This is a genomic window from Kitasatospora viridis, from assembly GCF_007829815.1.
Lineage (GTDB): Bacteria > Actinomycetota > Actinomycetes > Streptomycetales > Streptomycetaceae > Kitasatospora > Kitasatospora viridis.
In genome coordinates, this window is record NZ_VIWT01000004.1 from 352,968 (window position 1) to 374,045 (window position 21,078).

20 protein-coding genes are annotated in these 21,078 nt (G+C 72.6%); 7 read left to right on the forward strand and 13 right to left on the reverse strand.

Features of this window, described 5'->3' with window-relative positions:
- Nucleotides 1–44 precede the first annotated feature (44 nt).
- From FHX73_RS35120 to FHX73_RS35140, 5 genes are all read right to left on the reverse strand, one after another.
- Complete coding sequence (locus tag FHX73_RS35120; protein ID WP_145910052.1) at nt 45–1,133, reverse strand: hypothetical protein; 1,089 nt, start codon at nt 1,131–1,133, stop codon at nt 45–47.
- Between the two features lie 330 nt (nt 1,134–1,463).
- Nucleotides 1,464–2,453 carry an ABC transporter substrate-binding protein gene (locus FHX73_RS35125; protein ID WP_145910053.1) on the reverse strand — a complete coding sequence of 330 codons (990 nt, stop codon included), beginning with the start codon at nt 2,451–2,453 and terminating at the stop codon, nt 1,464–1,466.
- A gap of 43 nt (nt 2,454–2,496) precedes the next feature.
- Nucleotides 2,497–3,510 (reverse strand): ABC transporter permease, encoded by a 1,014-nt coding sequence (locus tag FHX73_RS35130; protein WP_145910054.1) that lies wholly within the window; start codon nt 3,508–3,510, stop codon nt 2,497–2,499.
- Nucleotides 3,507–4,307 (reverse strand): ATP-binding cassette domain-containing protein, encoded by an 801-nt coding sequence (locus tag FHX73_RS35135; RefSeq protein WP_425461465.1) that lies wholly within the window; start codon nt 4,305–4,307, stop codon nt 3,507–3,509. The genes FHX73_RS35130 and FHX73_RS35135 overlap by 4 nt, the downstream gene beginning before the upstream one ends.
- 105 nt (nt 4,308–4,412) lie before the next feature.
- The gene (locus FHX73_RS35140) at nt 4,413–6,938 is read right to left on the reverse strand and encodes a SpoIIE family protein phosphatase (RefSeq protein WP_246214079.1); all 2,526 of its coding nucleotides are present in this window, start codon (nt 6,936–6,938) and stop codon (nt 4,413–4,415) included.
- A gap of 285 nt (nt 6,939–7,223) precedes the next feature.
- On the opposite strand from FHX73_RS35140, the gene FHX73_RS35145 reads away from it, so the two are divergent.
- Nucleotides 7,224–8,246, forward strand: coding sequence for an alcohol dehydrogenase catalytic domain-containing protein (locus tag FHX73_RS35145; RefSeq protein WP_145910057.1), 1,023 nt, complete (start codon nt 7,224–7,226; stop codon nt 8,244–8,246).
- Between the two features lie 90 nt (nt 8,247–8,336).
- On the forward strand, nt 8,337–8,918 hold the full coding sequence (locus tag FHX73_RS35150) for a hypothetical protein (protein WP_145910058.1): 582 nt from the start codon (nt 8,337–8,339) through the stop codon (nt 8,916–8,918).
- Nucleotides 8,919–8,932: 14 nt separating this feature from the next.
- Here the strand turns inward: FHX73_RS35150 and FHX73_RS35155 are convergent, their stop codons facing one another.
- The 3 genes from FHX73_RS35155 to FHX73_RS35165 form a co-directional block, all read right to left on the reverse strand.
- Nucleotides 8,933–9,412 (reverse strand): DinB family protein, encoded by a 480-nt coding sequence (locus tag FHX73_RS35155; RefSeq protein WP_145910059.1) that lies wholly within the window; start codon nt 9,410–9,412, stop codon nt 8,933–8,935.
- 110 nt (nt 9,413–9,522) lie between these two features.
- Nucleotides 9,523–10,575 carry a uroporphyrinogen decarboxylase/cobalamine-independent methonine synthase family protein gene (locus tag FHX73_RS35160; RefSeq protein ID WP_145910060.1) on the reverse strand — a complete coding sequence of 351 codons (1,053 nt, stop codon included), beginning with the start codon at nt 10,573–10,575 and terminating at the stop codon, nt 9,523–9,525.
- 810 nt (nt 10,576–11,385) lie between these two features.
- Nucleotides 11,386–11,814 carry an ATP-binding protein gene (locus FHX73_RS35165; RefSeq protein ID WP_246214080.1) on the reverse strand — a complete coding sequence of 143 codons (429 nt, stop codon included), beginning with the start codon at nt 11,812–11,814 and terminating at the stop codon, nt 11,386–11,388.
- A gap of 115 nt (nt 11,815–11,929) precedes the next feature.
- Here FHX73_RS35165 and FHX73_RS35170 point away from each other — a divergent pair, with 115 nt between their 5' ends.
- Nucleotides 11,930–13,213: a helix-turn-helix domain-containing protein gene (locus FHX73_RS35170; protein ID WP_170305220.1), complete on the forward strand. Its 1,284-nt coding sequence runs from the start codon at nt 11,930–11,932 to the stop codon at nt 13,211–13,213.
- On the opposite strand, the gene FHX73_RS35175 is transcribed toward FHX73_RS35170, so the two are convergent.
- Nucleotides 13,199–13,831 carry an HAD family hydrolase gene (locus FHX73_RS35175; protein WP_145910063.1) on the reverse strand — a complete coding sequence of 211 codons (633 nt, stop codon included), beginning with the start codon at nt 13,829–13,831 and terminating at the stop codon, nt 13,199–13,201. The two genes, FHX73_RS35170 and FHX73_RS35175, sit on opposite strands and share 15 nt — an antisense overlap.
- A gap of 93 nt (nt 13,832–13,924) precedes the next feature.
- Here FHX73_RS35175 and FHX73_RS35180 point away from each other — a divergent pair, with 93 nt between their 5' ends.
- Nucleotides 13,925–15,139 (forward strand): glycosyltransferase, encoded by a 1,215-nt coding sequence (locus FHX73_RS35180; protein ID WP_145910064.1) that lies wholly within the window; start codon nt 13,925–13,927, stop codon nt 15,137–15,139.
- A 73-nt stretch (nt 15,140–15,212) separates the two neighbouring features.
- Nucleotides 15,213–16,190, forward strand: coding sequence for a S16 family serine protease (locus FHX73_RS35185; RefSeq protein WP_145910065.1), 978 nt, complete (start codon nt 15,213–15,215; stop codon nt 16,188–16,190).
- Between the two features lie 3 nt (nt 16,191–16,193).
- Here the strand turns inward: FHX73_RS35185 and FHX73_RS35190 are convergent, their stop codons facing one another.
- Entirely contained in the window at nt 16,194–17,666 is a 1,473-nt protein-coding gene (locus tag FHX73_RS35190; protein ID WP_145910066.1) for a UDP-N-acetylmuramoyl-L-alanyl-D-glutamate--2,6-diaminopimelate ligase, read from the reverse strand.
- 36 nt (nt 17,667–17,702) lie between these two features.
- Between FHX73_RS35190 and FHX73_RS45145 the strand changes: the two genes are divergently transcribed.
- Together FHX73_RS45145 and FHX73_RS35195 are read left to right on the forward strand one after the other, a co-directional pair.
- Nucleotides 17,703–17,855, forward strand: a complete 153-nt coding sequence (locus tag FHX73_RS45145; protein WP_170305221.1) for a hypothetical protein — start codon at nt 17,703–17,705, stop codon at nt 17,853–17,855.
- On the forward strand, nt 17,848–18,750 hold the full coding sequence (locus FHX73_RS35195) for a GNAT family N-acetyltransferase (protein WP_145910067.1): 903 nt from the start codon (nt 17,848–17,850) through the stop codon (nt 18,748–18,750). The genes FHX73_RS45145 and FHX73_RS35195 overlap by 8 nt, the downstream gene beginning before the upstream one ends.
- A gap of 20 nt (nt 18,751–18,770) precedes the next feature.
- Here FHX73_RS35195 and FHX73_RS35200 read toward each other — a convergent pair whose 3' ends face one another.
- Genes FHX73_RS35200 through FHX73_RS35210 form a run of 3 tightly spaced genes read right to left on the reverse strand, consistent with a single transcriptional unit; the run spans nt 18,771 to nt 21,053 of the window.
- A complete protein-coding gene (locus FHX73_RS35200) occupies nt 18,771–19,571 on the reverse strand; it encodes a G1 family glutamic endopeptidase (protein ID WP_145910068.1) in 801 nt (266 codons plus the stop codon).
- Nucleotides 19,572–19,584: 13 nt separating this feature from the next.
- On the reverse strand, nt 19,585–20,328 hold the full coding sequence (locus tag FHX73_RS35205) for a G1 family glutamic endopeptidase (RefSeq protein ID WP_145910069.1): 744 nt from the start codon (nt 20,326–20,328) through the stop codon (nt 19,585–19,587).
- On the reverse strand, nt 20,328–21,053 hold the full coding sequence (locus tag FHX73_RS35210; RefSeq protein ID WP_145910070.1) for a G1 family glutamic endopeptidase: 726 nt from the start codon (nt 21,051–21,053) through the stop codon (nt 20,328–20,330). The genes FHX73_RS35205 and FHX73_RS35210 overlap by 1 nt, the downstream gene beginning before the upstream one ends.
- Nucleotides 21,054–21,078 lie beyond the last annotated feature (25 nt).

The window sequence follows — 21,078 nt, forward strand, 5'->3', positions numbered from 1 at the left end:
AGCGGTTCAGCCCGTGCTGATCAGTGCGGTGATCGGCGTGGTGATCAGTGCAGGATCGCGTGGCTGATCGCGCAGGAGTTGGTGTCGTTCGACCAGCTGGCCTGCTCGGTGAAGGTGCCGGTGCCCATCGCGACGTTGGCCGCGCCGCCCGACTGGCCGGCCGGGATCCAGGCGCACTCGTCCGAGTTCTCCTCGCCGGTGGACGGGTTCGTCCAACCGCCGGCCGGGAACTGGTCCGACATCATCTCGTGCCACTCGTGGCCCAGGGTCATCGTCCAGCCGTCCAGGGTTCCGGGCGAGTTGACGAAGCCGACGCCGCAGCCCGCGCCCGAGTCCATGTTGTAGGGCTGGTTGCTGAAGGCCAGCGGGCCGTAGGGCGAGCTGACCGCGCCGCCGGTCAGCGTGCTGTCACCGGTGTAGTCGTGCCAGGCACAGTACTGGCCCTGGTAGCTGTCCGGGTTGGTGCCGTGGGGCGACATGATCACGTAGTAGGTGTGCCGGTTGGAGGCGGCCGTGGTGTTGCCGAAGTGCGCGGCGGCCTTGACGGCCTCCTGGCCGAGCTGGTGGCCGGACGCGGTCTGCGGCGAGGCACCGGAGTTGTCGTACCAGACGCCGGAGAGCACGCCGCCGGTCTGGTACGGCACGAAGCTGGCGTTGGACGGGCAGCTGCTCGCGCCGGCGGCCACGTTCGGGCCGTCGCACCACTGGGTCAGGTCGGCGGACCACTTCTCGCCGCCGGTGCCGATGCCCTTGAACATCTGCTGGGTGACCGGCGCGGCGCCGTAGCTGTCCTTGGAGAAGGTGTAGTTGCCGGCGCTGTTGGTGCTCTGGGTACCCCACTGGGTACCGTAGAAGACCAGGTAGACCTTGGAGTGCGCGTCGTTCACGCCGACGCCGCCGATGCCGCCGCCGTAGGTGAGGGCGTTCGCGTTCAGCCGGCCGGCGCGATCGGTCCGGTCGGCGGCGGCCTGACCGACCGTCGACATCACGCCGTGCCGCGCGGCAGCGGTCCCGGCGGTGGCCTGCTGGGCCGAGGCGGGACTGGCGGCGAGGAAGGCGCCCGCGGCGAGCGACAGCGCGGCGACGCCGGTCATGGCGACGCGGGTCGTACCGCGGAAGGTGGGGTTACCCATTGTGGGGGAGGTCCTCTCTGGAAGGAGCCGCGCCGCTGGGGTGGGCGGCGCGGTCGTTCGGTGGTACCGGTGCGACGAGGGGCGCCGGGCAGCACCGTGCTCGGGCACGGCGCAACCCGTGGCCAGGACCGTGGATCGCGACGTCCGGCCGCGCCGACCGCCCTTGCCGGCCCGGGTTCACGGGCTTGGGCGAGGGTCGGATGGGGGCTCGTCGTGCATCGAGGAAAGCAGAGTTGTCGGCAGGCAGTCAATGCACCTGTGGGAGCGTTTCAGTTTCACTGATCGGCAAGTTTGCCGAGCCGCGGTTCGGCGCAGAACTCCTTGTGGGAATCAGGAGTTGCAGTCGGTCCGGTAGCGGAACCGGGCGATGGCCGGGTCGTTCAGGTTGTCCCGGGTGATGCTCGCCAGGTCGGTCTTGAGGGTGACGGTGACCGGCTTGCCGGTGAGCGCGTCGTTCAGCTGGTCCACCGCCTGCTGGCCGATTCCGTACGGGTCCTGGGAGATGAGCGCGTCCACCTCGCCGTTCTGCAGCGCCTGCACCTGCTGCGGGCCGGCGTCGAAGGAGACCACCTTCACCTTGCCCTGCCTGCCCGCGTCCTTCAGTCCCGTCCCCACGCCCTCCCCCGTCTGCGAGTTGGCGGTGAAGACGCCGACCAGGCCCGGGTGCGCGGCGAGTTCGTCGCCGACCGCGCTGGCCGCGCCCTGCGCGGTGTCGCCGACCTGGCGCACGTCGTCGATCCGGATGCCGGGGTACTTGGCCGCCAACTCCGTCTTGAAACCGGCGATCCGGGCATTGGTGGTCGTGGTCGTCAGGTCCGGGGTGAGCACCACCACCTCGCCCTGACCGTCGATCAGCTGACCCATGGTGTCGGCGGCCTGCTGCCCGCCCTGCTGGTTGTCGGAGGAGATGTGGGTGACGCCGATCGAGCCGTCCGTCAGCGTGGTGTCCACGATCGCCACCTTGGCGCCGTTGTGCTCCATGGTCTTGATCGGCGCGGCCAGCGAGTTGGGGTCCACCGGCGCGATCAGCACGCCCCCGGGGTGGTTCGCGGTCACGCTGTCCACCGAACTCACCTGCTCCGGCACGCTCCAGTCCGCCGACCCGGTCGCGCTGAACGAGTACCCGAGCTTCTTCGCCTCCGCCCCGGCCCCGCACTTCATGGTGATGTAGAACGGGTCACCGGTCTTCCCCGCGATGAAGCTGATGCTCTTCGCGCCGGACCCGCCCCCCGACCCGCACCCGGCCACGGCCGCCAGTACGGCAACCGCCACGACGGCCAGCGCGCCCGTCCGACGAACAGTCGACTTCCTCGTGGTCATGGAGTCTCACACTCTTCTCTGCGGTGGCTGGAGGGGTGAGGGTTCAGGAACTGGCGCGCCGGCGCCGGCGCAGCTGGTCCAGGTAGACGGCGGCGATCAGCACCGCGCCGACCGCCACGGTCTGCCAGAAGGACTGCACCTGCAGGATGGTGAACCCGCTCTGCAGCACCGCGGGGATGAAGACGCCGATCACCGTGCCGACCACGGTGCCGGTGCCGCCGAACAGGCTGGTGCCGCCGAGCACCACGGCGGCGATCGCGTTCAGGTTGTCCTGGGTGCCGCTGGTCAGCGTCGTGCTGGAGAAGTGCGCCAGGTTGAGCACCCCGGCGAAGCCGGCCAGCAGCCCGGAGAGCGCGTACACCTTGACCAGGTGCAGGTCGCCGCGGATGCCGACCCGGCTGACGCTCTCCGCGTTGGAGCCGATCGCCAGGGTGTAGCGCCCGAACCTGGTGGCGTGCAGCACGTAGGCGGCGATCGCGGCGACCACGGCGGCGATGACGATCAGCCAGGGGATGCCGAGCAGGGTGCCGCTGCCGACGCTGTCGGTCAGCCGGTCGGGCAGGTTGCCGGCGTCCACCCCGTGGGTGGCCACCTGGGCGAGCCCGAGCGCCATGCCGAGGGTGCCCAGGGTGACGATCAGCGGCGGCACCTTCGCCTTGGCGATCAGCAGGCCGTTGAGCGCGCCCCAGGCGAGTCCCGCGCCGAGCCCGGCGAGCGTGCCGAGCGCGACCACGTCCCAGCCGGCCCGTGGGCTGCCGTCCAGCCCGTTCATCACCTTGACCGCCACGACGCCGGAGAAGATCAGCACCGAGCCGACCGACAGGTCGATCCCGGCGGTCACGATCACGAAGGTCTGACCGACCGCCAGCAGCACCAGGATCGAGGACTCGGTGGCGATGCTCCTCGCCTCGAAGACGGTCGCGAAGGCGGCCGGGCGCAGCGCCGAGAAGACCACCACCAGGGCGACCAGCACCAGGAAGGTCCAGAGGGTGTTCTGCGCCCGCATGCGTCGCCACAACGTCGTTGCCCGCAGTGTGAGTTCACTCGGCTCGCTCATTCGATGGCTCCGTCCTCCGGCGCCGCCGCGCCGGTCATCGCCGCGACCAGTTCCTCCAGCGAGCTGTGCGCCGCGGTGAAGCGGGCCACCCGCCGGCCGAGCCGCAGCACCTCGACCCGGTCGGCGACGGCCAGCACCTCGGGCATGTTGTGGCTGATCAGCACGACCGAGACACCCCGGTCGCGGACCCGCCGGATCAGCTCCAGCACCCGGCCGCGCTGCACCACGCCGAGGGCGGCGGTCGGCTCGTCCATGAACACCACCCGGGAGGCCCAGGCCACCGAGCGGGCGATCGCCACGCTCTGCCGCTGGCCGCCGGAGAGCGCCGCGACCGGCGCGTCCACGTCCTTGAGGGTGACGCCGAGTTCGCCGAAGGCCTCGACGGCGCGGGCCCGCATGGCCTTCTTGTCGAGCACGCCGAGCGCGCCGAGCAGTCCGGGGCGCAGGCGTTCGCGGCCGAGGAAGAGGTTGGCGGGCGCGTCCAGGTCCATCGCCAGGGCGAGGTCCTGGTAGACCGCCTCGATGCCCACGGCCTGCGCGGCGCGCGGGCCGGAGAACTCCACCGGCCTTCCGTCCAGCAGGAGTTGGCCGCGGTCCGGGGCGAGCGCGCCGACCAGCGCCTTCACCAGGGTGGACTTGCCGGCGCCGTTGTCGCCGATCAGCGCGACCACCTCGCCGGGCAGCACGGTGAAGTCGGCGCCGCGCAGCGCCTGGACCTGGCCGTAGGTCTTCACCAACCCGCGTGCTTCCAGCAGTGGTTGTGGCACCGCGCCTCCCCGAGCACAGCCCTGCCCCATTGACAACGTTGTCCAACTTGGGCTGAATAAAACCCACTTGAAGCAGTACTGTCAAGGCATTGAACACCAACATCCGCCAGCCGCAACGCTTTTGATATCAGCGCCTCACTCCGGCAGCAGCTGCTCGCACCAGATGACCTTGCCCTGGGCGGTGTACCGGGTGCCCCAGCGGTGCGCGAGCTGGGCGACCAGGAAGAGCCCGCGCCCGCCCTCGTCGGTGGTCTTGGCCCAGCGCAGGTGCGGCGCGGTGCTGCTGCCGTCCGAGACCTCGCAGACCAGGCTGGTGTCGTGCAGCAGCCGCACCCGCACCGGCGACGTGCCGTAGCGGATGGCGTTGGTGACCAGCTCACTGAGGATCAGCTCGGTGGCGAAACCCAGCTCCGCCAGGCCCCACTCGGCCAGCCGCTCGGCGGCCTCGGCCCGCACCGGGGCGACGGCCGCCGGGTCGGAGGCCACCTGCCACTCGGCCACCCGGTCCGCGGCCAGCACGGTGGTGCGGGCCACCAGCAGCGCCACGTCGTCGGCCGGGCGCTCGACCAGCGCCGACCGGGTGACCGCCTCGCACAGCTCCTCCGGCCCCCGCCCCGCCTGCTCGGCCAGCACCGTGCGCAGCCGCTCCAGCCCCACGTCGATGTCCTCGCTGCGGTTCTCCACCAGTCCGTCGGTGAAGAGCACCAGCGAGGAGCCGGGGGTGAGCCGCAGCACCGTGCTCTCGAACGGGTGCCCGCCGATGCCGAGCGGCGGCGAGACCCCCACGACGGGGAAGCTCACCTCGCCGTCGGGGGCCAGCAGGGCGGGGCGCGGGTGCCCGGCCAGGGAGACCACGCAGTCCCCCGAGACCGGGTCGTAGACCGCGTAGACGCAGGTCGAACCGGAGATCTCCGGGCCCGCGCCCTCCTCGTCGAGCTGGGCGACCAGCTCGTCCAACCGGCCGAGCACCTCGTCGGGCGGCAGGTCCAGGGCCGCGAAGTTGCGGATGCTGGTGCGCAGCCGCCCCATCGCGACGGCGGCGCTGATGCCGTGGCCGACCACGTCGCCGACCACCAGCGCGGTGCGCAGGCCGGGCAGCGGGATCGCGTCGAACCAGTCGCCGCCCACCCCGGCGTGCGCGGGCAGGTAGCGGTAGGCGAGCTCCAGCGCGGTGCGCTCGGGCAGCAGGCGGGGCAGCAGGCTGTGCTGCAGGGCCACCGCCAGGCCGTGCTCGCGGGTGTAGCGGCGGGCGTTGTCGATCGAGACGGCGGCCCGGGCGGCCAGCTCCTCGGCCAGCACCCGGTCGTCCGGCTCGAACTCCGCCCGGCCCGGCGCCCGCCGGAACTCCACCACCCCGAGCGCCGTGCCGCGCACGCGCAGCGGCACGCCGATCTCCGAACCGCCGATCTCCGAGCCACCGATCTCCGAGCCACCGATCTCCGAGCCGCCGTCAGCGGGCGTGCCGCGCGCGGCCATCCGGCGCAGCTGCCAGTCGGCGCCGGACGGCTCCTCGCCCCGGGCCACCTCGTCCAGCAGGTCGACCGTCACCCCGTCGGCGAAGCCGGGCACCACCAGCTCGGCCAGCTCCTCGCAGGTGCGGGTCATGTCGAGGGTGCGGCCGATCCGCATGCCGGCCTCGTGCAGCAGCCGGCTGCGCCGGTCGGCCGCCTCCACCCGGCCCGCCAGCTCGTGCAGCTCGGTCGAGTCACGCAGGGTGACCACGTTGCTGGGCAGGCCGCCGTACGGGGCGGTGGGCCGCCGGTTCACCGCGAGCAGCCGGTCCCCGGCGGGGTGGATCGCGTCGGTCACCTCGTCGTCGGAGCCGAGCAGCAGGGCCACCGTGCCCGCGTCCAGGCCGAGCTCGGCGACGCTGCGCTGCTCGGCGTCGGCCGGCAGGTCCAGCAGGCGGCGCGCCTCGTCGTTGGCCAGCAGCAGCCGCCCGTCCTCGCTGATGATCAGCACGCCCTCGCGGACGGCGTGCAGCACGGCGCTGTGGTGGTCGTACATCCGGGCGAGCTCGGTGGGCCCCAGCCCCCTGGTCTCGCGGGCCAGCCGCCGGGCCGCGAAGGCGGTGCCGAAGGCCGCCAGCAGGAGCGCGGCGGCGGCCGAACCGAGCACCGCCGGCAGGTTCGAGCCGACCACCGAGTTGACCTTGGCGACCCCGATGTTGACGGCCACCACGCCCTCGGGCGTGCCGTTCGCCGCGAAGATCGGCACGGCGGTGGCGATCGACTGGTAGCCGGGCTCGCTGACGGTGAAGGTGACCGTCTTGCCCGCCCGCAGCTGCGGCACCACCTTGTCCTTCACATTGGCCGGCGGCGCGTACGGCTTGCCGACGTAGCCGGGGTAGGGCGAGGTGAGCTGGATGAAGTCGGTGTTGAAGACCACCACCGAGTCCACCCCGGTGGCCAGCTCCACGGCGGTGGCCTGCGGCTGGAGCACCGCGGTCGGGTTCGGCCCCTGGAGGGCCTGCGCGACGCCGGAGGTGTTGGCGAAGGTCGCGGCGACGCTCTGGGTGACCCGGCGCGCGTCGTTCTCCGCGCTGGAGCGGGCCTGCACGACCAGGGTGGCCACCGCGCTGGCGACCAGTACCAGCACGATCAGCAGCTCGATCAGGAAGATCCGCCCGGCCAGGCTGCGGACGGAGAGCAGCGAACGCACTCCACCGACCGCACGGGTCGGGGTCGCACCGCGGGACCGGTGCCGATGTCTCGCCACATCCCATGATTTGCGGCGTGCGGAGCGCCCCGCAACCGTTCGCCCCTCGCCCGGGCGGGCTACTCGACGGTAACCCGGGCGCTCGGCTGACCGACCGTCAGGGACTCCCCCGGCCGGACGGCCCCGGACGGCCCGTTGGCATGCAGCGCCGCCCCCGACGCCCCAAGCTGAGGTGGTCAGCACGCGGCCCCCCGTCCGCGCCGCAGCCCCAGAGCGAGGGACTCCCCCATGACCAACCAGCTCCGCGCCGTCCAGGTCGCCGCCCCGAACACCCCGCCCGAACTGGTCGAGGTGCCCGTCCGGGAGCCCGGGCCCGGTAGCGTGCGGATCACCGTCGAGGCGTGCGGCGTCTGCCACTCCGACCTGCTGATCACGGCCGGCATGCTCCCCGGCACCAGCTTCCCGGTCACCCCCGGGCACGAGATCGCCGGCCGGATCGACGCCCTCGGTGACGGTGTGTCGGGCTGGCGGGTCGGCGACCGGGTGGCCGTCGGCTGGTTCGGCGGCAGCTGCGGCCACTGCGACGCCTGCCGCGCCGGCGACGCCATCCACTGCCGCCGGATGCAGATCCCCGGCGTCGCCTACCCCGGCGGCTACGCCGACTCGGTGATCGTGCCGGCCGAAGCCCTGGCCGCCGTCCCGGACGCCCTCTCCGCCGCCGAGGCCGCCCCGCTCGCCTGCGCCGGCGTCACCGTCTTCAACGCCCTGCGCCACACCACCGCCGGCCCCGGCGACACCGTCGCCGTGCTGGGCCTCGGCGGGCTCGGCCACCTGGGCGTGCAGTTCGCCCACGCGATGGGCTTCCGGACCGTGGCGATCGCCCGCGGCGCCGAGAAGGAGCCGCTCGCCCACCAGCTCGGCGCCGACCACTACATCGACAGCACCGCCGACGACGTGGCCAAGGCCCTGCAGGCCCTCGGCGGCGCCAAGGTGGTGCTGGCCACCATCACCCAGTCCGACGCCATGTCAGCCACCATCGACGGCCTCGGCCGCCGCGGCGAACTCGTCATCGTCGGCGTCTCCCCCGACTCCCTCACCGTCAACCCGCTGCAACTCCTCAACGGCGACCGCACCGTCCGCGCCCACTCCTCCGGCACCGCCGTCGACACCCAGGACACCCTGCGCTTCGCCGCCCTCTCCGGCGTCCGCGCCTGGATCGAGGAAGTCCCGCTCACCGACGCCGCCGCGGCGGTGGAGCGGATGGCCAGCGGCAAGGCGCGCTTCCGCATGGTGCTGACCACGGGCCGCTGACCCCTGGCGGTCGGGTCACCACCGGAGCGGCGGCCGCGCACGGACGGCCGCCGCCTGCGCCTGTCGGTGGGGTGCGGCAGACTGCGGCCCGTGCTGATCGAGGGATACGACGGCGGGCCGTTGGTCCCCAGCGAACCGCTGTTGGAGCGTGCCGGGTTCTGGCCCCACCACCTACTGACCATGTGTCGCTTCACCCCGGACGGGCCCCGGCCCGTGCCCGAGTGGTTCGGTGCCGACGGGGCGGACACCGACGCCCTCTCCGAGGTCATCCTGGACGAGCGGGCGTGGCCGACGCTTCGCCTCCCGATCCGGGACGGCCACTGCGCCGTCGTCGTCTACCGGAACCTCGTCGGCGACTACGGGATCGACTACCTGCTCACCCACCCGGACCGGCCGCGCTCTCAGGAGTTGGCCACCTACGACGGGGACTGGCGCGGTGCGGGCCTGCCGTGGCGCGAGCTGCTCCTTATCGCCGAGGCACCCGATCCGGCCGCACCGGGCGTGCACGACCCCGCCGCCAGGCTCCTGCTCCTGCTCCCCCTGCTCGCCGACGACGAGCTGCCGCCGCAGGCGCCGGAGCGCGTGCGCGCCGCTCTGGTCGCGATCGGGGCACCCGAGGACTCCGCCGAGCACACGGCCGCCCATCTCCTCCGGAACCGGCGCGAGGCCTGACCCGGTCTCAGTGCTCAGCCGGCGAGCAGCTGTTCGCGCAGGATGTCGGCGTGGCCGCAGTGCTGGGCCAGCTCGCGCAGGACTTGCAGGTACACCCAGCGCAGCGTGCGCGGCCCGGTCCGGTGGCCGGTCACGACGGTGTCTAGCGGCAGGCCGGCGATCGCCGCGCGGGCCGTGGCGCAGGCTTGCCGGTGGGCGGCCGTGACGGAGGCGATGGTGTCGCCCTCGGCGAGCTGGAAGGACTCGTCCGGCCCCTGCGCCAGGCCGAGCTCCTGACGGGACGCGCCGCCCACGCACTCCTCGAACCAGACCCGCTGCATCCACGTGACGTGCTTGACCAGCCCGAGCAGGGTCGTCGCCGACGGCACGAGCCGACGGCGGACCTCCTCCTCGGTGAGCCGGTCCAGGGTCAACTCGATGGCGCTGCGGTAGTCCTCGATGAAGGCGTCGAGCTGGGTGCGCTCGTCGTCCAGCGGTACATCGAAGGAACCCATCGAACTCTCCCGTCTCCCGCCAAACATGGTGTCGGCGCGCAGCCGTAGCGTAGCGCCGGAGGTCGGTACTCCCGACTTCCGGCGCCAGCCCTCCCCCTTCGCCCCGGCGGCTACCCGAGCCCGAGCGCCTCGGCGGCCATCGCCGTGCCCGCGATCCGGGCCGCGATCTTGGCGAACGCCGTGTCGCGGGAGGTGGAGGTGTCGTCGGCGAACTCGGCGAAACCGGCGTCGTCGCAGGTGCCCAGCCGGTCGGGCGGGAGGTGGCGAGCTGCGGTGAGGACCCGGTCACGGACCTGCTCGGCGGTCTCCACCATCGGGTCGATCGGGTCGGTGACGCCGATGAAGATCCGGGCGGTCGGCGGCAGGTTGTCCGCGATGACGGCCAGGACCCGGTCCGGGTCGGGCTCACTGGCCAGCGCCACGTAGAACGCGCCCGCCTGGAGGCGGAACAGCTCCGGCAGCAGCTCCGCGTAGTCGACGTCGAGGCTGTGGGTGGAGTCCTGGTCCGCACCCGGGTTGGTGTGCACGCCGATCCTGGCCCGCTCGGCCTCGGTGAAGCGCTCCAGCAGACGGTTGTTCAGCTCGACGAACTCCCGCAACAGCCCGCCGCTCGGGTCGAGCTTGAGGGCCAACCGGGCCTCCGGGAAGTCCAGCTGAACGCTCGCTGCGCCCGCATCGAGGCAGGCTCGGATCTCGCCCTCCGACTCGTTCAGCAGGTCGTCGAGGAACGCCTCCCGCGAGTACCCGGCGATCCCGTCCGCCGGGTAGAGCAGGCTCAACGTCGAGGGGGCGGCGACGGCCTGCTTCACCGGCACCGTCGCGTACTTCTGCGCGGCCCGCAGGTACTGGTCGGCGCGGACCCGGTAGCGCAGCGGCCCGGCGGTCAGCCGGGGCAACTGCCGGGTGTGGCCGTCGGCGTAGGGAATGACGACACCGTCGGCGGCCAGGTTGTCGGCCCCGGCGACGGGATAGGTCCAGGAGTTCGGCTCACCCTGCGCGCCGTCGGTGACGACCGGCGAGCCGAGCTGCTGCAGGCGCTCGACGGTCTCCCGGACGGCCACGTCCACGGCCTTGGCGAGGGCCGTACTGTCGCTGCCGTTCAGGGCGTTGAGCACATCGGGGGTGCGCGGGAGGCTGCCGATCAATTCGGAAGGAATGGTCATACCGGGGACCTTAGGAGGGATCAGTTCCGCTGCCCGGCCGGTCCACCACTCATTCATTCGTTCGAGTGAGCACCGTGCCAAGGGAGTTGACTCGACGGCGCACCGCTCACCGCATTGGTCCGGCAACCGACTCGATCGTGAGGTGGGCCGCCGGGCGAGGTGCCAGCCTGTGAGCTGGTCCTTTTCCCAGCGGCCTCCTCCCGAACCCGCCGTGCGACGTTAATCGCAGCGGGCTCTCCAGTGACTTGCCGTGAGGTCAGGCCGCGCAGCCGGCCTCGTTCACGGAGGACACCAAGCACCGTCTCGGCGCTCTGCATTTCGCATACCTCTCGGCTCGTTGATGCCCTGTCACCTGTGTCCCTTTGCCCTGTGGACGGCTTTCCCGTCCTCCCTGGCAGGTCGTTACTCCTGCGACTACTACGGACACTCCGTCACCATGGGGCTTGCACCCTTTAGGTGATCCTCTGTTCGTCCTGGCTGTACGTACTAGCGCGACTTAGGTGCCCCACTCATCTCCTTGAATGTCCTCACTGGACATCGCTCCACACCTCGGAGTTGCATCGGCGGGCAGAAATCACCAGTGCACGGGGTGGCGCCGGTTTCGGGTATCTTTCCGGCGGATCCGTCTTTAAATCAACTGGAGATTGGGGTTCAGGCAGTCCAGCTTTCACCTTATCGCGCGGGTCGCTCGACGCACCGTCCCTGATACCTGGACCCGGTCGCCGATTTTCTGGCATGCTACGGTCCCCTTTGTCTTTCGACTCCAGGTAAGCCATTCGACCCAGGAATATCCTCCGAATTCCTCCCGACTCAGCCGGGGATACAGTCAGGCGCTTTCAGAGCGCACTCGGCCCAGACGACCTTCCCGAAGGGCAGCCGGTCAACGCCCCAGCGGGCGGCGACCTCCTGCACCAGCCCCATCCCCCTGCCGCCCTCCCCCTCGACGGTGGCCGGCAGGACGACGGGCAAAGCCGCGGAGGCGTCCCGCACCCCGACCCGCACACCGCAACGCAGCCGCTCGACCGAGACAGTGATCCTCACGCAGCCCGTGTGCTTCACCGCGTTTCCGACCAGCTCGCTGACGACCAGTCGGGAGTCTGCGGAGATGCGATCCAGCCCCCACGCATCGAGTGCCTCCGCCACCAACGCGCGGGCAACCCTCGCGGCCTCGGGACGGCAGCTCATCGTCCTCGACAGCCGCACGGTCGACGGCCAGCCGTTGAGCGTCGCAGTGGGCATCGCCAACTCCTTGCATAGTGTCGCGTTCTGTGCCGAACCGATCACACACCGCCAACAGCCGGGGAACAATGGTGTCCGCCGATCCACGGGCGATCCCAACCCCAGGAGCGTTCTGATGTACGACCAGCTGCGCAGTGACCTGCGGGAGGCACGCCGAGCATCCGGCATGGTGTGGGCGAGGTTCGCCCGCGAAGCCGGCTACGGGGAGGCCTACTTGCGCAACGTGGAGAACGGGAACCGATCGGTGACCGCCGACGTGGTGACGGCCTACGACAGGGCTCTGAAGACTGGCGGGAGGTTCGCCCGCGCGCTGGCGGCCGCCCCACCGGTGATCGCCGGGGACGTTCCGTGGAACCGTGACGGCGTTCTGGCGGTTCTCGGTGAACTGGTGGATGGTGGCGGGGTGGATCGCAGGGGGTTCATCACGGCAGGCGCGGCGCTGTCGACTTCCGCGAGAAGCTGGTCCAGGGTCCTCGGAGCACGTCTCCCCGGCCACCCCGCCTCGTTCGTCGGCCCCGCCCTGCTGGACCACATGGAGGACCGGCTGGACCACCTGCGCCGCGTCGACGACGAACTCGGCAGCGGCGAAGTCCACAAACTCGCGCGCAGTGAGCTGTCCTTGGCGGTCAAGCTGCTCAAGTCACTGCGCTACCGGGGACCAGCTGCCGACCGCCTGTACGCCATCGCGGCCGAAGCCGCCCGCCAGGCCGCTTGGAGCGCCTTCGACCAGAACCGGCCCGGGATCGCCCAACGTTACTTCGACGCCTCCCTGCGTGGCTCCGCAGAGGTCGGTGACCGGATCGGCGGCGCCTACGCGCTCTCCTTCGCCGCCATCCAGTGCTACTCCTCCCCCGGCCAGGCCGGACGGGCGGTGTCCCTCCTGGACACCGCCCGGACCCACGTGAAGGGGTGCGGCACCCCGCGGATGGAGGCGATGCTGGCCGCCCGCACCGCTCGTGCGCTCTCCAAGACCGGCGCGAAGAAGGGCACCGCACACCAACTGCACCTGGCTCGAACGGCACTGGACAAGGGCCGCCGGGAGCACGACCCCAAGATCCTCTACTGGGTGGACTACGGCGAGATCGAGATGATCGCCGGCTCCTCCGCCCTGGAACTCGGTGACCCCGCCGAGGCGGTGCGCTGCTTCGAGGCCGGTCTGCACGCCCGTCCCGGCGCCGAGGAGTTCCCTCGCAGTCATGCCATCTACCTCGCCCGCGCTGCGGAGGCGCACCTCGCCCTGCACGACCTGGACGCCGCGGTGGCCCACGCCAACCGCGCCGCGCTCTGCCTGGGTGTGGTCGACTCCGCCCGTTCGGCTTCGCAACTGCAGGGCCTGCGTGCACTATTGGCTCCGCACGATGCCCACACGGGTGTCCGCGAATTCCTACAGACCGGGTAGCCGGAGCAGCTCGCGCAGGCGCCTGGCGATCACCTTCTCGTCCAGCCCGAGCAGCGGGGTGATGCCGAGCTCGGCGGCGGCGGCCAGGTTCTGCTCACTGTCGTCGACGAACAGGCACTCCTCAGCTGGTACGCCGAGCCGGTCCAACACCAGGCGGAAGATCGCCGGGTCGGGCTTGCGCACTCCGTGCTCGGCCGACAGCACCACCTCGTCGAAGGTGCCCGACAGGTCGAACCCGGCGTACGGGTCGTAGGGTTGCCGCCCGAGGCTGTTCGACAGGACCGCCGTCCGGATGCCGGCGGCCCGCGCCTGCCGGGCCACCTCCATGACGGGGTAGGCCGGAAAGGCGTCGTGCAGGTAGCGGGCCATCAGATCGTCCGGGGCCACGCCCAGCAAGGCCGCGAACTCGCTGTTCCAGTCCGTCTGGGAGATCCGGTCGAGTTCGAGCGCCCGGAAGAGCTCCTGGCCCCGCGGGTCGGCCCAGGCACGGAGGAAGGTTCCCCGGGTGATCCGTTCCCGGTCCTCGAAGGAGGAGATGACCTCGACCATGTTGAACGTCAGGACGCCGAAGAAGTCGAGGATCAGGCCCCGGTACGGAACCTCTTCAGTTCTCACCATCTCCGAATCGTACGGTGCGGCGCTCCCCCGGACTCAGCCTTCACCTCACTTCCTCCGCGTGAGCGCCTCGCCCTCGTCGAAGAGAATCACTCCATGCGCATCCTGATCATCACCGCCGGCTCCCAGGGCGACGTCGCGCCCTTCACCGGCCTCGGGCAACGGCTGCTGACGGCCGGTCACCAGGTGACCGTGGCCGCGCATCCGGGGTTCGCGGCGCTCGTCGGCGGGTGCGGGCTCGGGTTCCGGGTGGTGCCGGGGGATCCGGCGGGGCTGATCAGGGAGCGGGCGCGGGCGGGGTCGGCGGCGCGGGGGCGGGCGGTGCTGGAGGAGTACGTGGGCGGGCTCGCGGACGGGGTGGCGGGGGCCGTGGCGGGCGGGGCCGACGTGGTGCTCACGGCGTTCGGGCCGGCGGCGTTGAGTCGGGCGGCGGGTGAGGCGTTCGGTGGGCCCGTCGTCGGGGCGTACCTCGCGCCGTCCTTCGCCACCAGGGAGTTCGCGCTGCCCAATGCGCGGGGCGCCGAGGAGCTGGGGCCGGCGGGCAACCTGGCGGCGGGTCAGGAGGTGCTGGCGCGCGCGGAGGGGGTGTTCGCGGGCGCGGTGGGCCGGTTGCGGGCGCGGCTCGGGCTGCCTGCCGAAGGCTCCTCGAACAGGAGCGTGCGGCCGGTGTTCCACGGGTTCAGCCCGCTGGTGGTGCCGCGCCCCGCCGACTGGCCGGCCGGGGTGGAGGTGACGGGGTACTGGTGGCCCGCTCGGCCGGACGGCTGGCGGCCGCCGGCCGAACTGGTGGACTTCCTCCAGGCCGGTCCGCCACCCGTGTTCATCGGGTTCGGCAGCATGGCGGTCGGCGAGGGCGAACGGCTCGGTGAGCTGGTGGCCGCAGCGGTGGCCCGGGCCGGCGTGCGTGCGGTGGTGCAGGCGGGGTGGGCCGGGCTGAGCAGTGGACGCGGCGACGAGGTGCTGGCCATCGGTGACGTCCCGCACGACTGGCTGTTCCCGCGCGTCGCCGCCGTCGTGCACCACGCCGGGGCGGGCACCACGGCGGCCGGGCTGCGGGCCGGGGTGCCCGCCGTGGCCGTGCCGGTGATGGCCGATCAGCCGTTCTGGGCCTCCCGGCTGCACCGGCTGGGCGTCGCGCCCCGGCCCGTGCCGTTCCACGACCTCACCGCCGAGGCCCTCGGCGACGCGATCACCGCCTGCCTCGCCGAGCCGGCCCACCGCCACCGCGCGGCCGAACTCGCCCGCGGGATCGCCGCGGAGGACGGCGCCGCCGCGCTGCTCGCGCACCTCGGCCCGCCGGGCGCCGGGTGACCCAGCGTCCTCTCATGACCTGCTCGTATGCTGGCGCGGCCGTCCGCCGGGGACGGTCCGCGAGGGGGCGTCGATGCTCTTCAAACACCAGCACCTGTTGCACGAGTTGCGGCGCACGGGCGTCCAGGCAACCGCCGACATCCTGTCGGTCACGACCCTGGGCGGCGGCGGCAGCCTGCGCGCGCTCTGGGCCTCCGACGAGGACCTGAGCTCCCGTTGGCTGGACGTGCGGCTGAAGTTGCGGGTGGTCCCGCCGAACACGATGAACCTGCCGTTCGAAGCCACCGTGCTGACCCGGGTGCACACGCTCAAGCTCCAGGGCGGCAAGGTCCTGGTCTGGTACGACCCCACCGACACCTCCCGGCTGGTCGTCGACTACGAGGCCGACCTGGAGCGGCACCAGCACTTCCAGGCGGAGGCCGACCACTACCGGGCCGAGTCCGAGATGCTCTCCCACCGCTACGAGCAGCGGCCCGGCCTGGCCTGGACCCCGGTCGCCGGGCGGCTGCTGCCGGTGCAGGCGGCGCTCGGCCCGGGCCACGGCCGGATCCTCACCGGCGGCCCGCTGGGCGAGCTGCTGGCCGCACCGGCGCAGGCCGCCGTCGCCGCCGTCCGCGACCGGGCCGGCGAGTTGCTGCCGCAGCTGGCCGCCGACTGGTTCGCCCGCCACGACCTGCGGTTCGACCAGCCCTACGGCAACCTGCCGGACGGCGCGGGCCCCGCGGACGCGGCCGGCACGACGGTGGCGGCCGCCCTCGCGCTGGTCTCGCTGCTCAGCGGTCGGATCGTCCGGACCGAGACGGCGGTGACCGGGGCGCTGGGGCCGGACGGCGCGCTGGTGGCGGTCGCCGGCCTGAAGCGGGCGGCCGCCGGGGCCGGGCGCGGCCACGCCACCCGCCTGCTGCTCCCGGCCGCCAACGAGGCCGACGGCCAGCGGCTCGCCGACAAGCAGCGCCAGGGCCTCGACCTGGTGTTCGCCGCCACGCTCGCCGAGGCCGTCCGCAGCGCGCTGGCCAAGCACCCGGTCAAGGGCCACACCCCGCCGGTCTGAGGGTCAGGCTCCGGCGGCGTCCAGCTCCCGGACGACCGCCATGTCCGCGAACGGCAGCCGCCGGTCGCCGACCAGCTGGTAGGTCTCCGCCCCCTTGCCCGCCACCAGCACCACGTCCTCCGGGCCCGCCGCGGCGAGGGCGTAGGCGATGGCCGCGCGGCGGTCGGCGATCCGGCGGTGCGGGGTGGGCGTGCCGGTGAGGCCGGCCTCGATCTGGTCGAGGATGGCCTCGGGGTCCTCGGTGCGCGGGTTGTCGGTGGTGATGACCACCGAGTCGCTGTGCTCGGCGGCCACTCGGGCCATGGGGGCGCGCTTGGTGGTGTCCCGGTCGCCGCCGCAGCCGAAGACGGTGGTGACCCGGCCGGTGGCGAAGCCCCGGATGGTGGTGAGGACCTGCTCCAGCGAGTCGGTGGAGTGCGCGTAGTCGACGACCACCACGGCGCCGCCGCGGGTGCGGTGGGTCTCGAATCGGCCGGGGATCGGCGCGAGGGCGGCGAGCGCGGCGGCGGTCTCCGGCAGCCCGTGGCCGGCTGCGCCGAGGGCGGCGGTGGCGGCGAGCGCGTTGGCGACGGCGAAGCGGCCGGGCAGCGGCAGGCGGAACGGGTGCGCGCGGCCGGCGTGGTGGACGGTGAAGGTGCTGCCGGTCGCGGTGGTCTCGATGTCGGTGGCGGTGAAGTCGGCCGCGTTGCCCTCGGTGGAGAAGGTGAGCGTGGCGTGCGGCATCAGCTGCCGGATGCGGGCGCTGACCGGGTCGTCGGCGTTGGCGACCGCGAGGGCGCACTGGCCGTCGAAGAGCCGCATCTTGGCGTCCTGGTAGGCGGCCATCGAGCCGTGGTCCTCCAGGTGGTCCGGGGTGAGGTTGGTGAAGACGCCGATGTCGATGGCGCAGTCGTCGGTGCGGTGCTGGAGCAGCGCGGTGGAGGAGGCCTCCAGGACGACGGTGTCGGTGCCCCGGTCGGCGAGGTGGCGCAGGATCTCCTGGAGTTCGGGGGCCTGCGGAGTGGTGACGGTGCTGGTCGCCACCGGGACCGGTCGGCCGTCCAGGCGCGGCCCGCCGGTGCCGATCACGCCGACCCGCTGCCCGAGCGAGCGCAGCACGGCCTCCAGCATGTACGCCACCGAGGTCTTGCCGTTGGTGCCCGTCACCGCGATCACGGCCAGTCGCGATCCCGGATCGCCGAAGTAGCGGGCGGCGGCGCGGGCGGCGGCCCGGCGGACGTCGGCGACCCGCACCAGGCACAGGCCGGCTGGAGCGGGCACGTCGTCCCGCTCGACCAGCGCGGCGACCGCGCCCTGCCGGGCGGCCTGCGCCAGGTACGCGTGGCCGTCGGCGGTCCGCCCGGCGACGGCGGCGAAGAGCGCGCCCGGGCGGACGGCACGGGAGTCGAGCACCACCCCCGCGCTGACGTCGACCGTGTCCGGGTCGCCCTGGAGGGTGCGGCGGTCGAGGCCGTCGAGCAGGTCGGTCAGCTTCACGTGCGGTTCCCGGTGGTGGTGAGGTCGTGGGCGGGCATGGACCGCATGGTGGCACAGCCGAAAACCAGCACGGCCGAAACCAGCACAGCCGAAACCAGCACAGCCGAAACCAGCACGGCCGAGAGCCAGCACGGCCGAAAACCATTGGACGACGAAGCAGTTGATCTTCGATCATCTTCTGATGACTGACTTCGCGCTGCTCAGCACCCCGTCGGACTGGCTGCCCGAGCTCCGCCGGCGCCTCGTCGAGGCCTACCGCGCCAACGGGCTGCCGGCCGGGGCCGCCGAGGCGTTCGTCGACCAGCGCGCCGAGAAGGCCGACGGCTGGACGGCGGCGGCGGTGCTGGACGCGGACGGGCGGCGGGTCGGCCAGGTCGTGCTGAGCACCGGCGACGAGCAGGGCCGGCTGCTCGGCCGGATCCGCGAGCTGTGGACCGATCCGGCGCTGGACCCGGACGGCGCGCACCGCCGGGCCGCGCTCGCCTGGGCCCGCGGCTGGTGCGCCGAGCAGGGCGCCTACCGGATCTCCGTGGGGCTGACGGCTCCTGACGAGCTGTTCGCCGACTACCCGGTGCGCGGGCAGGCCCGGCTCAAGGACCTGACCGACCCGGCCGAGGTGCCCGCCGGGGCGAGCCACCGGCCGCTGACCGAGGCCGAGTACGAGGAGTGGGTCGCCGAGGGGATGGAGCGCTACGCGGGCGACATCCTGCGGGCCGGCTCCGGCACCCCCGAGCAGGCGCGCCGGAAGGCCGAGGAGGACTACCGGCAGCTGCTGCCGCAGGGCCGGGAGACCGAGCAGACGGCGCTGGTGGTGCTGGAGGCCGACGGCGAGGCCATCGGCCACGCCTGGCTGAAGCACCAGCACCTGCCGGGCGTCAGCTACGGCTACTCGCTGGACGTCGCCCCGCGGTTCCGCGGCCGGGGCCACGGCCGGGCGGCGATGGCGCTGGGCGAGCAGGCGGTGCGGGCGGCCGGCGACCGGGCGCTGATGTTCACCGTCTGGGGCGGCAACGAGGTCGCGATGAACCTCTACACGGCGACCGGCTACCGGGTGCTGGAGGAGACCCGCTCGCAGGACCTGTGAACCGGGCGGCCGACGCCGCGTCAGTTCGACCGCCAGGTCACCGTGAAGTCCCTGCCGTCGGCGCTCAGCACGGAGGGCTGCGCCCGGACGGTCCGGGGCTTCTCGGTGGCCATGGTGACCGCCCGCCGGTCCAGTTCCCCGATCGGGCGGCCGTTGGCCAGGCTGTCGGTGAACCGGACCCGGCCGAAGTCGGCCAGCCGGGTGCTGCTGGGCCCGGGCGCCTCGGCGATCACCTCGGCGCAGTTCAGCAGGGCCTCGTCCCGGGGGCGGACCGTGGCGTAGGTGATCTCGTTCCACTTCTGGGTGAAGTCGCGCAGGACCAGCTCGAAGCGCTCGTGGCTGAGGGCCCGCACCTCGGCCTGGAGGTCGTCGCCGGGCCGGATCGGATCGTTGTACTCGATCAGGTCCTGCGGCCACATCTCGTACCAGGCGTAGTACTCCGTCCTGCCGGTGGGCCCGCACCAGGCCCCGGTGCCGGTCTGCTCGACGGTGTTGTCGCCCTCCTCCTTGCGGGCGCCGTCCAGGCCGACCCAGAAGGCCGCGTAGGTGGCGATGCCGGGGGTGCACTCCACGGCGGGCTGGCGCCACCTCGCCTCCACGTGCTTGAACTCGTCGGTCTTGCCGAGCGCCTCGTAGCCGGCCCAGTTCTGCTTGTCGGTGTCGGGGGCGTGTCGCCGGGGGTGCCACGGGTGCACCGGTGCGGCGACCGCTGGCGGCGCGGCGCCGAGCACGGCCAGCAGGGCGGCCGCGGTGGTCAGCGCGAGGGCGCGCGGCGCAGGGGTGCCGGTCGACTGACGCCGAGTCAGTTGGCGTCCCGTCATGTCCGCTCCCACGTCAGTGGGCCTTCCAGGTCACGGTGAAGTTCCTGCCGCCGCCGGTCAGCGGCGAGGGCAGTGCCCGGACGGTGTCGCTGCCGGGGCTGTACATGATGCTCGCCTTCGGGGCCCGCTCCCCGATCGGCCGCCCGTTGACCAGGCTGTCGGTGAACCGGACCCGGCCGAAGTCGGCCAGTCGGTGTCCCGCCGGACCCGGCACCTCGGCGAGCACCTCGGCCGAGGTGCGCACGGCCCTCGTGCCGTTCCGGGGCCGCGCGTAGGTGAAATGGTTCCACTTCTGCGTGAAGTCGCGCAGGACCAGCTCGAACCGCCCGTCGTCGAGCGCCCGCACCTCGGCCTGGAGGTCGTCACCGGGCCGGATCGGATCGTTGTACAGGACCGGGTCCTCCGGGAACATCTCGTACCAGACGTAGTAGTCCTCGCTCCCGTCGGTCTCGCAGTGCGCCCCGGAGCCGGTCTGCTCGACGTTGGTGTCCCCCTCTTGGGCGCCGTCGAGGCCGACCCAGAAGATCGCCCAGTTCTCGTCGCCGGGGGTGCAGTCCACCGAGGGCTGCGTCCACCGCGCCTCGACGTGGTCGAAGGTGCCGGGCGGACCGGTCGTGTCGTAGCCGGCCCAGTTGATGTTGCGGACGGCGGCGCGCTGCCCCGGCGCGGCCTGTGCGGGCGGGGCGGCGGCGAGCAGGGCCAGCAGGGCCGCCGCCGTGGTGAGGGACCGTGGCGCGGAGCGGGGTGGGGTCGGCATCAGGAGTGCTCCCAGTTCACTTGGAAGGCGCGGCCGGAGTCGAACAGCCGGGTGGGGCGGGCCCGGTTGACCTGGTCGCGGCGCATGGTGAGGACCAGCGGGTCGGGCAGGTCGCCGATCGGGGAGCCGTTCACCTGGCAGTTGCGGAAGTCGATCCTGCTGAACCGGGTCATCGGCCACCAGGCGTTCTGGGCGCGCTTGGGGTCCTCCACGACCACCTCGGCCGTCCGGCGCAGGGCGGTGTGTCCCTCGGGCACCCGCTGGAAGGTGCTCTCCGCCCACCGCCGCGTCCAGTCCCACATGTCGAGTTCGAACTCGTCCTCGTCGGGCAAGTAGCTGACCTGGGCCATGAGCCGGTCGCCGGGCTGCACCGGGTCGGCGTACCGGACGGGTGGGTCCGGGTACATCTGGTACCAGGCGAAGTAGGAGATCTGGCCGTCCTCCGAGCACCGCGCCGTCGTCCCGGTCTGCTCGACCGTGGTCCCGCGGTAGCCGTCCAGGCCGACCCAGGAGGCCGCGTACATCCGGGTGTCCGGCTCCGGGCACTCGCCGGACGGCTGCACCCATTCCGCGAGCACCCGGCTGAAGGAGCCGGTGGTGCCTTCGAAGGCGTAACCGGCCCAGTTGGGGTCGTTGCGGTTGTCGGCGGCGGCGGGCGTCGCGCTGCCGAGCAGGGTCAGCAGGGCGACCGCGCCGGTCAGCGCGGAGCGGAACGGCAGCGGCATTTGTGCTCCCGGTGGTGGGTGGTGG